Source organism: Streptomyces sp. NBC_01618 (assembly GCF_045209435.1).
Classification (GTDB): Bacteria; Actinomycetota; Actinomycetes; order Streptomycetales; family Streptomycetaceae; genus Streptomyces.
Window position 1 is genome coordinate 7,045,088 of record NZ_CP109297.1, and the last position, 13,687, is coordinate 7,058,774.

Genomic DNA, 13,687 nt, shown 5'->3' on the forward strand with positions numbered 1-13,687 from the left:
GACGTACACGGAGCGTAATTACCCTGACGTCCAGGTAGGTTGAGGCCATAGTTTGATCGCTTTCGCGTTCGGAGGTCTCCATGAGTGAGCAGCAGTCGTCCGTCACCCCTCCCGCCACGCCGGTGTCGGAGCGGATCGATACCACCCGGCCTCATTCCGCCCGTTTCTGGAACTACTTCGTGGGCGGCAAGGACAACTACGAGGTCGACCGTGAGGTCGGTGACCAGATCAGGAAGCTCTTTCCGGGCCTCGTCGACGTGGCGGTGGCGGGGCGGCAGTTTCTTCGGCGTTCGGTGAGTCATCTGGTGGAGGAGCGGGGTATCCGGCAGTTCCTCGACATCGGGACCGGGCTGCCCACCGCGGACAACACCCATCAGGTGGCGCAGCGCATCGCCCCCGAGGCGCGCATCGTGTACGTGGACAACGACCCGCTCGTGCTGGCGCACGCCCGTGCCCTGCTCACCAGCACACCCGAAGGGGTCACCGACTACATCGATGCCGACCTTTACCAGCCGGAGATCATTCTCGCCGAGGCCGCGAAGACGCTCGACTTCGACCGGCCGGTGGCCCTGATGCTGCTCGGCATACTCGGCCACGCGGGCGACTTCGAGGGGGCCCGTGAGGTGGTGGGCAAGCTGATGGCGGGCCTGCCGGCGGGCAGCCACCTCGTGCTGTACGACGGCACGCGTACGAGCGAGGGCATGATCGCCGCGGAGAAGGCGTACATGGAGAGCGGCGCGGTGCCGTACTACGTCCGCGAGCCCGGCGAGATCGTTACGCTCTTCGACGGGTTGCGGATCCTCGACCCCGGCTTCGTCCGGCTCAGTGAGTGGCGGCCCGACGCCGACAGCGCGACCGTGTCCGCGGATGTCGACGCCTTCGGCGGAATCGGCGTCAAGGAGTGACGCTCAGCGGGCTGTCGGCGGCTGCCGGCTCCCCGGTTGTCCGTGCGGTCGTCCGGGGGACCGCCTCGTACGCGGCGGGCGTCGGTACATGGACGCTCGTACCGCGGTCGCACCAGGGAGCGATTTCCCGCAAGTCGTAGGGGCGGGGGACAGGCGTCAGGGACGGTCCGTGGACGGCCCCTGACATTTGGTCCGGTCACATAGGCGGCAAGGGAACAGCCCTGATAGCGCCGGAGCACCTCGGCGGTCCAGATCGACGGGGACGCGGATCGTCGGGTGCTCCATCCGGACGATGACATCGGCCAGATCCAACTGGTCCACGTCACGGGTGTCCTCGTGCACGGCGACATGCAGCTCCCAGTCGTCGACCGAACCCACCGACGCCCGCGGCCCCGGCCGGCGACTGACCGCAACCTCACCCTGTCCGAGGACCCGCGACAGGACGTGCAGGCGGGCGGTGGTTGTCCCGGCCTCGTGATCGGGCAGTGGGAGCGGCGTCACCGAAGAGCGACTCGGAATTCCAGGTCGAATTGAGCAGGATCAGTTGCTGACCGGTCCGCACACCCAGTGCACGGCGGAAGCGCTCGCGACAGGGCCGGGCGGCGAGTATCCGGTCGAAGCAGGGGTCCCCGGCGAGTACGGCGGTAGGTGCCGTCCAGGGACAGGCGATGCGCAACCGTTCGTACTGCTCGGGATGGGAGAGGACGAGCGCGTCCGCGACAGGAGCACCCCGTGACAGCAGCCGCTCCGGAGCCATCCCGAAGACGGACGCAGGCTCCGCCCCCGATCCGGTGTTCGGTGTTGCCAGCCTTTCAGCGTATCCGACGCCGTGTGAGTGGACGGGCAACTTTCCCGAAAGCAGGTGTAGTTGGACGCCGAAACTGGCCGGGACGACCAGGTCCGCCGCTGTCTCGACAGCCTGCTCCCACGACAGGACCGGAATTCCGGTATCGGCAAGGAAACTCGGCGGTACCGGCCGCGAACGCCGAGGATCCCGTGCACGTCTGCTGGACACGCCAATCGTCGTCGAACAGAGGTAGCACATCGAGCAGTCGCGTCGCGGCGGTCACGTTGTGCACGACGACGAGGACACGCAGCGGGTCGAGCCGGCCCGGCTCGCGCCCCGCTGCCCGACAATTTGCAGCGTCCCGAGCCCGACGGGGACCCGTTGCCAACCGTGACCGAATCATCGCGTCCGACCTCGTCCGCCGCTGCCGTCGCCGGTGGACCGATTACGGTTCAATAGTGATCGCCCGGTCCCGTGGAACCGCGATCTCCGCCGGGCCCGAAGGTCGCCGGCATGCTCTGCGACCGCGGCCGTACGACAGGACAGGCAGGGCCGGTGTGATGCGGATGTTCTTCGCGCCTGAGGAGACCGAGGAATACGAGGCAGCGCGTTCGCTGCTGATCCACCGCATGGGGCAGTGGGCCCGCGAGCGGGGCGAGAGCATGGACCCCTTCGTCGTCGAGGCAGCGCTCGATTATCGCCATCGAGGTACCTGCGACGGGCGGCTCGGCCTGTGGGAACCCCGGCACATCGAGGAGTATCTGCTGGACTGGCTGCCGCGCACGGTCACCGTGTTGCCCGGCGAAGAGCCGGCGGATGCGCCCGGCACGCTCGCGGTCCTGCTGCGCTACCTCGACGCGATGGGCCTCAGCGACCCGCGCGGGGCCTCGCAGGCCGAAAACCTTGCTGCGATCGAGACCCTCGTACCGCGGTACGTCCCCGCCATGGCTGACCGCGGCCGCTGGGGAATGGTGAAGTTCTGGGCGGTCACCGCAGCCGAGCAAGGCGTCGACATCCAGGATCCGGCGGCGCTCGAGCACTTCGTGGAGCAAGCTCAGCGAGACAAGGTGCCGTACGACCGAGACGTACTGGACCAGGTGGTGCGGAACCATCTGACGCGCGGCCCGGCAGCCGTGACACGCGCCGAACCGCAGCTGCCGGTCCTGCTGCCCGGGGAGAAGGAGCTGCGCGCACGCGCCGACACGTCCCGCGCGCTGCGGTGGCTGCGAGGGATCGCCGACTGGGCGGGCCGTGAGGGGCGCGTGCTCACCGCGTCGGGCAGCCTGCGCATGGCAGACGCGCGAGCCCTCGTCGCCGAGCTGGGGACAGACGACGCGGTGGAAACGGTGCGCTCCTCCACGCAGCTGCCGCGCCTGGCGCTTGCGGTCGAGTGGGCGAAGAAGGCGCGGCTGGTACGGGTGGCCAAGGGGCGCCTGTACGCGGTCGCCAAGGCGCAGCCCCTGATGAAAGACCCGCTCGGGCTGTGGCGGCACGCCTTCGAGACCTTCTCCGAGCTGCGCGGGCCGCTCCTGGGCGCCCGCAGCGGCCGACACGTCGAGTCGATGCTCTTCGACAGCTTCGAGGACGCCGTGCAGGATGTCCTCAATGCCCTCTACAGCCTGCCGCACGCCATGCCCTGGCCCCGGCTGCGCGACTCGCTGCACCTGCGCTATCGCGCCGAGTACGACCTGACCGGGCGCTATGCCTGGCAGATGGAGCTCGGACACGCGGACCGTGATCTGCGCACCGTACTGGACGCGCTGGAGGACCTGGGTGCGATCAAGCGGCACGAGGGCATGGCCGACCCGGTCTTCCTCGACATACCGCTCGAGGAGCACGCGCTGCCGCCCGCCGGGATGCCGCCGGAGCTCGCCGAGCTCTTCGGTGCCGTCGCCGGTGGACAGGGGGAGAGCGAGGAGGCCGAAGAGAGGCGTGAGGAACAGCGGGCGGAACTGGTCGGCGGACCCGTCGAGTTGATCCGTCTCACCGCCCTCGGTCACGACTCCGTACGCCGTCGGCTGCTTGCCGAGGGGCGCGATGCCCCGCTCATCGGTGAACTCGCCCACGCCTCCGCCGCCGGTCTCCTCGGTGTCATCGCAGAGCACTACGACCCGGACGCCGCCCGCACCGAACTCGCTGCCTGGACCGCCGCCCAGGAGGGCCCTGCCGAGGCGCTGGAGAAGCTGACCGACGCGGTGCGCACCTGCCCGTTCCGCACCCGCGCCGAAGCCATGCTCGACGCTCTCGTCGAGGCGTACCCGGATGGCGAGGCCATGCTGCGCGGCCTGCGCGGCGACCCGCTCCTCGCCCCCACCGTCCTGAGTGTCCTGGTACGCCGGGAGGTCCTCGGTGCCGAGGACCTCACCGAGCCCGAGAGCCTCCTCATGGTCGCCGAGAGTCTGCTCCAGCTCCTGGAGACGGCGGGCCCCGAAGGCTTCCTCACAATCCTGGGAGGCCAGGAACTCTCTGCCCATAAGGCTCTTGAGGCCGCTCTCGGATCCGGTCACCCCGACCGGGCGGGCCTGGCAGACCTGAGGGCGGTCGCCGAGCAGGCCCGGCGGCAGCCGGTCGTGCGTCTCGGCCGCAGCCATCAGCGGCGCCGGCCGGGCGCCGGCGGCAAGGGCAGGGGCAGGGGCGGCAAGCGGCGGCGGTGACGCCGCACGCGGTCAGGGCCGCAGCGGTCCGGGTGACGCCGCCCTCGGCGAAGCCGCCGAACGCGCCGGCGGACATCGTGCGAGGGGCTTGTCCATGCACCTGGCACCGGACCGACGGTCTCGAAGAAGTATCGCGGAGGCGGGCAGCGGAAGGGCAGGGTGACGGCTCGCGCCCGCTCGCGGGACCGATGCCGAGTTCGCCGAGACGTTCGGGGCGCGGGGGCGGCCTGGTTGGTCACCGGGCCGGCTGGCTCTGGTGACGGTCCTACGGGCCCTGACCCCGGGTTTTGGACACCGGAGAGACTTGGATCGTGATGGTCCAGGAGAACGGAGTCCCTGTGGGGATGAAGCACTACCCCGCCGAGTTCAAGGCGGATGCGGTCGCGTTGTACCGGTCGCGTCCGGGAGCGACGATCAAGTCGGTCGCCATCGACCTCGGAGTGAATACCGAGACGCTGCGGAACACTCAACCTCATACGCCTCGACGCCTGGTGGAACGGGCATCCTTTGGACCGCACCCGCGTCAGCCACCTCGCCCGGCTCGACCTCTCCCTCGCCGTATGACCCCGAATAAGCCAGCAGGATCGCTGACAGCGTTCTTACCGGCACCCCACGTACCGCGACCTTTCCCCGCCACGCCATCGACAAGGCATTCTGGTCACTGGACCAGGCCCTGCGCCGCTCCGGATTCTCGCGCCCCTGACGTCCGAACGGTCTCAGGCTTCAGTGGGACAGAGGGAATACGGCCGGGCGAGGACGTCCAGCTTCGCGACCCGCTGGCCCGCCTTCACCTGCTCGCCGAGCTTGTCGAGGCCGTTCTGGTCCACAGGCCCAGCTGGGCGTTGTGGTCCTGGAACCCCTTGGCGGTCTCCGGCAGGTTCTTGTAACCGCAGCCGTAACCGTCGTTGGGCTGGGAGTTGTTGTAGCCGCCCTCGTTCCAGTTGGTGTTTTTGGCGACGTACACCGTCTTGTCACGGTGGGAGAAGCTGCCGTTCTGCTCGCCCCCGCCGAAGAACTGTTCGTCCGCGCCGCGTTCCAGGCTCTGCCGCATACCGCCGGTGGACCAGCGCAGGAGCTTGTCCTCCTGCCAGATCCGGGTCCGGTTGTCGGTTCTGTGGAGGCCGAAGCTCAGCGGCTTCCATCGCTCAGGTGAATGTCAACGGACGGGATGGGCAGGGGAGTTCACCCCTCTTGTGATCAAACATGCGCCACTGTCCGCCTCTTGTTGTCATAAAAGTGGCAGGTACGGTCGTGATCGGCAGCTAAAGCTTCACGGGACATCCCTATAGTGGTCCCGCGTTGACCGTGGGTCCGTAACGCCAAACCGCCGCCACAGGAGTCAGTTCGATGACGCGCCCCTCTTCCGCCGTGCCTGCGCCGCCCGAGCCCGACGCAACCGGCGGGGGCTGTGCCATGGGGCACGGCCCGGCCGCAGTGCCGCTCAGCGGCCCCGAGTTCCACACCGACCCCCAGGTCCTCTACCGCACCATGCGGCGCGACCATGGACCCGTGGTGCCCGTCGAGCTTCCCGGAGGGTTTCCGGCCTGGCTGGTCATTGGCTACCGGGAACTCCACCAGGTCACCAGCGACGGCCAGTTGTTCCCCCGGGACGTCGGGTTATGGAACCAATGGGAGCACATTCCCGAGGACTGGCCGCTGCTCCCGATGGTCGGGCGACCCATGCCGTCGATCTACTTCACCGCGGGCGCCGAGCACCGCCGCCACGCCGAGATGGTGGGGCCGGCCCTGGAGGGGGCGGATCCGTTCGAAATCCGTCGCCACTGCGAGGAGTTGGCCGACCGGCTCATCGATGATCTCTGCACACGCGGAAGCGCCGAACTGGTCGCCGAGTTCGCCGAGCCACTGCCCGTGCTGGTCCTCGCCAGGCTCATCGGCTTCCCGGACGCGGAAGGCGCGGACATCGCCCGGGTGCTGAAGGAGCTGGCCGACGGCGGTCCCGGGGCGCAGAGCGCGTATGCGCGGTTCGGGGAGCACATGCAGCGGCTGGTGGCGGCCAAGCGGGCGGTTCCCGGGAACGACGTGACCACGCGGATGATGGCCCATCACGAGCCGTTCACCGATGAGGAGTACGCCCTCGACCTGATGGCCGTCACGGCTGCCGGGCATCTGCCCACAGCAGACTGGATCAGTAACTCCCTGCGGCTGATGCTCACCGATGACCAGTTCGCCGACTCCCTCTTCGGCGGCCGGCACAGCATCGGCGAGACGATGAACGAGGTTCTCTGGGAGGAGAGTCCGACCCCGATCCTCGCCGGCCGCTGGGCGGCCCGGGACACCCGGCTCGCCGGCCGGGACATCAAGGCCGGAGACATGCTGCTTCTCGGCCTGGGAGCGGCCAACTCCGATCCGCATGTGCGGCAGCATCTCTCCACCGGCCACCCCTCCGGCCAGAGCGGCAACAGTGCGCACCTTGCGTTCAGCCACGGGGAGTACCGCTGCCCGTTCCCCGCTCAGGAAATCGCCGAGATCACCGCCCGTACCGGAATCGAGGTGCTCCTGGACCGGCTGCCCGATCTCGCCCTGGCGGTTCCCGAGGAGATGCTTGTGCGGCGGCAGTCCGCCTTCCTGCGGGGGATGGAATCACTGCCGGTCCTGTTCACCCCCGTACGTACGACAGGAGATGTCTCTTGAACTGCCCTCACGCCGCTGCCCAGCAGGCCGATTCCGCCTGGGTCGGCGGGACCGTCGTCATCGACCCCATGGTGCAGGACCTGGACGGTGAGACGGCGCGGCTGCGCGACGCAGGACCGCTCGCGAGGATCGAGCTGCTCGGCGTACCGGCCTGGACCGTCACCCGGCACGCCGAAGCCCGCCAGCTGCTCGTCGACACCCGTCTGGTGAAGGACCTCGACGCCTGGGGGCTCTGGCAGAGCGGAGCGGTGACGCATGCCTGGCCGCTGATCGGCATGATCGACGCCGGGCGTTCGATGTTCACCGTGGACGGCGCGGAGCACCGGCGGCTGCGCACGAAGACCTCCCAGGCCCTCACGCCACGTCGGCTCGAAGCGATACGGCCGGACATCGAGAGGTTCACCGAGGAGCTGCTGGACGCTCTGGCCGATCAGGGCAAGAACGGTGTGGTCGACCTCAAGTCCGTGTTCGCGCAGCCGCTGCCGATGCGCGTGGTCGGCATGCTGATGGGCGTGGACGAAGCCGAGCACGCCATGCTGACGAAGAGTTACAAGGCCTTCTTCTCGATGCTCACTCCGCACGACGAACGGATGGCGCTGCTGGCCGAGTTGGACGTCTTCTACGCCGCGCTCGTCCGTGAGAGGACGGCACGGCCGAAGGACGATCTCACCAGTGCGCTCATCCTCGCCGAGGAAGGCGGGGACCCGCTCACCGAAGAAGAGGTGGTCGGCAATCTCAAGGCGATGGTTGCGGCCGGGCACGAGACCACCATCGGGCTGATCCTCAACGCGGTACGGGCCCTGCTCGCCCACCCCGATCAGCTGCGCAAGGTCCTCGACGGCGAGATCTCGTGGGAGACAGTGATCGAGGAGACGCTGCGCTGGGACACTCCCACCACCCATCTTCTGATGCGGTTCGCCACCGAGGACATCCAGGTCGGCGACGAGGTGATCGCCAAGGGGGAGGGCGTGGTCATCTCCTACCGGGTCATCGGCCGTGACGTCGAGCAGCACGGACCGGACGCCGATGCCTTCGACATCACCCGGCCGGCCCCGATCCGGCACATGGCCTTCGGGCACGGCCCGCACATCTGCCCCGGGGCCGCACTATCGCGGGTGGAGGCGGGCATCGCCCTTCCCGCACTGTTCGGGCGCTTTCCCCGGCTGTTGCTCGCTGTGCCGGACAAGGAGCTCCGCAAACTGCCGGTGATGACGCAGAACGACTTGGAGTGCTTCCCGGTTTTGCTGCACGGGGCGGCGGGGGAGGGCGTGGGGACGGTGCGGGTGGGCTGAGAGTACCGCGGGCTCCCCAGGCCTCTTTGGGGCGGACGGTCGCCCGCCCGTCAGCCCAGCGCCCCGGCCACCGCTACCGCGCCCGGACCGTCGCCATCACCTCGCGGTCCGGTTGCAGCGTCAGTGTCGGTACGGGGTTGATCGTGCCCGGGTCCACGTCCAGTTCGAACCGGCGTGCCAGGACGGCCAGGATCAGTACGGCCTCGACCATCGCGAACCGGGTGCCGAGGCAGACCCGGGGGCCGCCGCCGAACGGGAACCAGGCGTACTCCTCGATGTCGTCGCCCTGCTCCGGGTCCCAGCGCTCGGGGCGGAACTCCTCCGGCTCGGGAAACCACCGTTCGTCACGGTGCGTCGCCCACTGACTGGTCCACACCCTCGTGCCCTCCGGTATCGGGACACCGCCGATCCGCGCACCCTCCTTGGCGACGCCGGTGACCAGCCAGATCGTCGGGTAGAGACGCAGCGTCTCCTTGACCACCGACTGGGTGTACGTCAGCCGGGCATAGTCCTCGAACTCCGGCTCCCGGTCACCGAGTACCCGGTCCAGCTCCTCGGTGAGCGCGGCGCGCACCCGCGGATTGCGGGACAGCAGATACCAGGCCCACACCAAAGTGGAGCTCGTCGTCTCGTGCCCGCCGATGTACAGCGTGACCGTCTCGTCGCGGATCTCCTGGTCCGTGAGGTGCGCGCCCGTCTCGTCGACCGCGGTCAGCAGCCGGCTCAGCAGGTCGGGGCGATCGTCCCCGCCGTCGCGGTGACGGGCGACGACCCGGCCCACCTCGGCGTCGATGACCGCGGCGGCCTTCCTGATCCTGGCCCGGCCCGGTGTCGGCACCCGGTCCGGCAAGAGCGCGCCGATACCGGCGAACTCCTTGCCGATCTCCTGCTGCGCCACATCCATGGCCCGGCCCATCGCATCCGCGTCGGCGGGGGTGTCGACGCCGAAGATCGTACGGACCGCGATCCTCTGCGTGAGCGCCGCCATCTCCCGCTTGATGTCGATGCGTTCGCCGCCGGACCAGGTGTCCGCCAGCTCCACCGCGCTGCCCGCCATCGTCGCCGCGTACGACCGCACCTGCTTGGGGCGCACGGAAGGCTGCACCAGCGACCGCTTCCGACGCCAGTCCGCGCCCCGGGCGACCACCACGCCGTTGCCCATCACCGTGCGGAACGCGATGCCGAGCGCCGGCTGGTCGAAGGTGCGTTCCGTCTCGGTGAGCAGCTCGCCGATGCACTCCGGATCGGCTATGTACACACATGAGTGGGGGCCGAATCGCCAGCCGACCATGTCTCCGTGCGCGCGCAGCCGCTCGAAGAAGGCGAGGGGGTTCTTCGCGAACTGGCGCATGTTCCCGAGGAAGGGCAGCCCCTTCGGGCCCGGCACGATCCTGTGGCCGCGCGGCTCGGCAGCTACGGCCTCGCCGGTCTCCGTGGACATGAAAGTCTCCGCTCCCTTGTGGCGCACCGCATCGGTGCGCGGCGACCTGACGTCAGCTGTACCGCACGGCGTGGAAAAAGTTTCATCGGCCTTGTGCGGTACGTGAGTTGTCGAGGGTAGCGGCTGTCACGCCGGGAGGCGCCCGGCACCGCCGGACGGGTCCGGAACCCGCCCGGCGGTGCGGTGGGCCGTGGTCCGGAACCCGTCCCGCGGTGTGCGGGTCAGACGCCGGGCGGGACCCGGGAGGGGCGGCCGGTGCCGCGTGTGAGGGAGTAGCCGAAGACGGCTGCGAGTGCCCCGAGGACTCCGCCGCCGACCGTCCACAGCCAGCGGTCGGTCCACCAGCCGGATGCCCAGCCGTCCTCCGGCTCGCTGCCGAGTGCCACCTTGGCCGGCGCCGTGTTGTCGTCACCCGTGGCCGAGGCGTCCGATGCGTCGGCGGCCTGCTCGACCGAGGACGCACCGGGGACCAGCGGCTGGGCGAGCATGCCGTCGACGTCCCCGGCACCGCCCTTGTCGACCGACGTGACCTCGACCTCGGTCCGTACCGGCAGACCGAGGTCCGCCGAGGGCAGGTCGACGACCGTGAGTCGTACGTAATAACTGCCCGGCAGCGGGTCGTTGGCCCACGGCTCGGACCAGGCGCGGACGGTCCGCAGTACGCAGGTCAGCTCGACCGTCGACGCGTCGGGGGCCGCCTTCCCGGTCTGGCGGCCGTACATGCAGGCCTGTCGGCGCCGCAGCCCGTCGTACACATCGACCTGCCAGGTCGACGCGCCGTGCCAAGCGGCGCTCTCCGGCAGCGTGATCTGCGCCTTGACGGTGGCGCGTTGGCCCGCGTCGGCGGGGAACACCCAGTACAGGTAGTCACCCGTGGACGCCCCGGCGGTGGCGCGCTGGTTCTGCTGGATCGCCGTCGCCGTACGGAAGGTGGTGCCGGCCTCGGTGGGGCCGGACGCGCCGTCGGAGGCGCTCGGGCTCGGGCTCGCCGACGGGTCGTCCGCCGAGGCGGCGCCCGCCGAGGTCAGCAGGGCGAGGCCGGTCAGCAGTGCACCCGCGAGTACACGTCTCGTACGCGTCATCAGTTGGTCCTCCAGACGGCGATGCGCCAGCGCGAGATCCAGCCGGTCAGCAGTCCCGCGACCAGTCCGGTGAGAACCAGTACGCCGAGCAGCCACCAGCCGCGGCCGAGACCGAACGCGGCGACATCGGCCGCGTCGTCCGGGGCGTCCACCAGGTCCACGGTCAGCTCGACGGGCATGCCCGGCGTGGTCTTCACCGAGGCGGGGGCCGAGTAGGAGTTGCTGACCTGGAGGCACACGGTCTCGGCGGCGGGCTTGTCGCCGCTGTCCGTGCCGTCCTGCTCGGCCTTCGGGTAGCGCAGGCCGGAGGAGATCGCGTCGGTGCGGCCGGTGCCCGACTCCGAGCCCCGGACGATTTCCCGGCCGTGCACGGTCACCGCTCGCAGCAGTACCCCGTAGTCGTTGTTCACGGCGCGGTCGGCGAAGACGCTGACGGAGGCGCGCAGCTCCTGGCCGGGCAGCACGTCCACCCGGTACCAGCGGTGCTCGCCGAACTTCTCGCGGTCGGTGTACAGGCCCGGCTTGAGCTGGGGAGCCGTGGAGCAGCTGTTCGCGCCCTCGGTCGCCACGGGCGTGACGACGGGCTCGGCGGCCCGGTCGACCAACTGCTTGACGCGGCTGGAGAGTTCATCGGCGTGCTGGACGGCGGTGTAGGTGCCGCCGGTGGCTTCGGCGATGCAGGTCAGCTGCTCGCGGATCTTCGCGTTCGGTACCAGACCCAGCGTGTCGATGACGAGATGGATACCGCGGGCCGCGATGTCACGTGCCACCTCGCACGGATCCAGCGGGCCGCAGGTGTCCTCGCCGTCGCTGATCAGCACGATCCGGCGGGTGGAGTCGCCGCCTTCGAGGTCGTCGGCGGCGCCCAGCAGGGCCGGGCCGATCGGGGTCCAGCCGGTGGGGGCCAAGGTGGCGACGGCGGTCTTCGCCTCGGTGCGGTCCAGTGGGCCGACCGGGTAGAGCTGCTTGGTGTCCTTGCAGCCGACCTTCCGGTCATCGCCCGGGTAGTCGGCGCCGAGCGTCCGGATGCCGAGCTCCACCTGCTCGGGCACCGCGTCCAGGACCTCGTTGAACGCCTGCTTCGCCGCGGCCATCCTGGACTGGCCGTCGATGTCGCGGGTCCGCATGGAGCCACTGACGTCGAGCACGAGCTCGACCTTGGGGGAGGCTTTGGTGGGGGTTTCATCGGCTGCGGCGGGGAGTGCCGAACCGAGCCCGGCGGTCAGGGTGGCGAGCAGGATGCCCACCCCGACCGTCAGCCTTCTTCTTATGATCATCGCCGGATACTAGTGAAGATCGCTTCGCTTCCCCAAACCGGTGCGGGGATGTCAGGCGCCGCCCAGCAAAGGGCCCGCGGCCCGCTCCAGCACCGAGCCGACCCGCTCCCAGGTGGCCGAGTCCCGCTCGATGGCGGGTAGTTGGACATCCTCCTCGGTCCTCCAGCCGGTGGCGATCGCGACCGGGTCCCCGCCCGTCGCCGCCGCGGCGGCCAGTGCGGCCGCGCCCAGGGCCACCAGTTCGCCGCCGCCGGGCACGATCACCGGCCGGCCGGAGAGCCGCCGCACGGTCTCCACCCAGGTGCGTCCCTGGGCGCCGCCGCCGACCAGGCGCAGCGGCCGGGCGGCCACCTCGGGGCCGGTCGGGTCGAGGCCGCAGGCCGACAGGAGTTCGTCGAGGGCGCGCAGCACGGTGACGACCGCGCCTTCGTAGGCGGCGCCGAGGAGTTGCCGCGGGGTGGTGTCGTGCCGGAGCCCGGTGAGGAGGCCGGAGGCGTTCGGGAGATCGGGGGTGCGTTCGCCGTCGAGGTAGGGGAGGAACACCGCCTCGCCGCCGGGCGCCGCGTCGTCGCGGTCCAGGCCGAGCAGCGCGGCGACCTTGTCCACGGCGAGCGTGCAGTTGAGGGTGCAGGCCAGCGGGAGGTACGTACCGTCCGCCGCGGCGAAGCCGGACAGCGCCGTCGACGCGGGCCGGGTCCGGGACGCGGCGAAGACCGTTCCCGAGGTGCCGAGGCTGAGCACGGGGTGGTCCAGCAGTCCGGCGCCGCCCAGTCCGAGGCCGACGGCGGCGCTCATGTTGTCCCCGGTGCCCGCGGCCACGGCGATTGCGGCGGGCAGGCCGAGCGCGTCGGCCGCCGCATCGATGAGCGAGCCGACGCGCGTCGCCCCGGTCTCGGCCACTTCGGGCAGCAACGCGGCGTCCAGGCCGAGGAGTTCGAGCAGCTCGGGATCGTACGCACCGATTGCCGTGGAGTACCAGCCGGTGCCCGAGGCGTCACCGGGGTCGGTCACGGCGGCGCCGGCGAGGCGTTCGGTCAGGAAGTCGTGGGGGAGGCGGACGGCCGCGGCCGCGGCGGCGTTCGCCGGTTCGTGCTCCCGCAGCCACTGCCACTTCGACGCGGTGAGGGAGGCCACCGGCACCGAACCGGTCCGCGCGGTCCAGGCCGTGGCCCCGCCCAGTGCCGCGGTGAGGGCGGCGGCCTGCGGCGCGGAGCGGGTGTCGTTCCACAGCATCGCCGGGCGCAGCGGACGTCCCGCCCGGTCGAGGACGACCAGCCCGTGCTGCTGCCCGGCGACCGCGATGCCGGCCACCGCACAGGCGGCGACGCCGGACTCCTTCAGCCCGGCGGCGACGGCGTCCCGCAGCGCCTGCCACCACACCTCCGGGTCGCTCTCGCGGGCGCCCGCGTCGCCGGTGACGACATGGGGTGCGCGGCCGACGGCCAGCAGCCGGCCGGTTTTGGCGTCGACGAAGGCGGCTTTGGTGGACTGGGTGGAGCTGTCCACTCCGATGACGACGGTACGCGGCGGCATGGGTGACCTCATTCCTGTGCGCCACATCTATTTGATCGTGCGGTTAACAAATTACGCGATCGTG

At 70.3% G+C, this 13,687-nt stretch carries 10 protein-coding genes and 1 pseudogene; 5 read left to right on the plus strand and 6 right to left on the minus strand.

Features of this window, described 5'->3' with window-relative positions:
- Positions 1 to 80: 80 nt before the first annotated feature.
- Entirely contained in the window at positions 81 to 905 is an 825-nt protein-coding gene (locus OH735_RS32735; protein ID WP_406385268.1) for an SAM-dependent methyltransferase, read from the plus strand.
- A 156-nt stretch (positions 906 to 1,061) separates the two neighbouring features.
- On the opposite strand, the gene OH735_RS32740 is transcribed toward OH735_RS32735, so the two are convergent.
- Positions 1,062 to 1,406, minus strand: coding sequence for a hypothetical protein (locus OH735_RS32740; protein WP_406385269.1), 345 nt, complete (start codon positions 1,404 to 1,406; stop codon positions 1,062 to 1,064).
- Between the two features lie 852 nt (positions 1,407 to 2,258).
- Between OH735_RS32740 and OH735_RS32745 the strand changes: the two genes are divergently transcribed.
- Positions 2,259 to 4,346 (plus strand): hypothetical protein, encoded by a 2,088-nt coding sequence (locus tag OH735_RS32745; protein ID WP_406385270.1) that lies wholly within the window; start codon positions 2,259 to 2,261, stop codon positions 4,344 to 4,346.
- A 338-nt stretch (positions 4,347 to 4,684) separates the two neighbouring features.
- A pseudogene (locus OH735_RS32750) lies at positions 4,685 to 4,810 on the plus strand (transposase); the annotation flags it as partial.
- A gap of 323 nt (positions 4,811 to 5,133) precedes the next feature.
- On the opposite strand, the gene OH735_RS32755 reads toward OH735_RS32750, so the two are convergent.
- Positions 5,134 to 5,397, minus strand: a complete 264-nt coding sequence (locus tag OH735_RS32755; RefSeq protein WP_406385271.1) for a hypothetical protein — start codon at positions 5,395 to 5,397, stop codon at positions 5,134 to 5,136.
- A 296-nt stretch (positions 5,398 to 5,693) separates the two neighbouring features.
- Between OH735_RS32755 and OH735_RS32760 the strand changes: the two genes are divergently transcribed.
- The gene (locus tag OH735_RS32760) at positions 5,694 to 6,998 is read left to right on the plus strand and encodes a cytochrome P450 (RefSeq protein ID WP_406385272.1); all 1,305 of its coding nucleotides are present in this window, start codon (positions 5,694 to 5,696) and stop codon (positions 6,996 to 6,998) included.
- Complete coding sequence (locus OH735_RS32765) at positions 6,995 to 8,290, plus strand: cytochrome P450 (protein ID WP_406385273.1); 1,296 nt, start codon at positions 6,995 to 6,997, stop codon at positions 8,288 to 8,290. Before OH735_RS32760 ends, OH735_RS32765 begins: the two co-directional genes overlap by 4 nt.
- Positions 8,291 to 8,363: 73 nt before the next feature.
- On the opposite strand, the gene OH735_RS32770 is transcribed toward OH735_RS32765, so the two are convergent.
- From OH735_RS32770 to xylB, 4 genes are all read right to left on the minus strand, one after another.
- Entirely contained in the window at positions 8,364 to 9,731 is a 1,368-nt protein-coding gene (locus OH735_RS32770; protein WP_406385274.1) for a cytochrome P450, read from the minus strand.
- A gap of 221 nt (positions 9,732 to 9,952) precedes the next feature.
- Positions 9,953 to 10,813 (minus strand): hypothetical protein, encoded by an 861-nt coding sequence (locus tag OH735_RS32775; RefSeq protein WP_406385275.1) that lies wholly within the window; start codon positions 10,811 to 10,813, stop codon positions 9,953 to 9,955.
- Positions 10,813 to 12,090 carry a VWA domain-containing protein gene (locus OH735_RS32780; RefSeq protein WP_406385276.1) on the minus strand — a complete coding sequence of 426 codons (1,278 nt, stop codon included), beginning with the start codon at positions 12,088 to 12,090 and terminating at the stop codon, positions 10,813 to 10,815. The genes OH735_RS32775 and OH735_RS32780 overlap by 1 nt, the downstream gene beginning before the upstream one ends.
- Positions 12,091 to 12,141: 51 nt before the next feature.
- A complete protein-coding gene (xylB, locus tag OH735_RS32785) occupies positions 12,142 to 13,623 on the minus strand; it encodes a xylulokinase (protein ID WP_406385277.1) in 1,482 nt (493 codons plus the stop codon).
- Between the last annotated feature and the right edge of the window lie 64 nt (positions 13,624 to 13,687).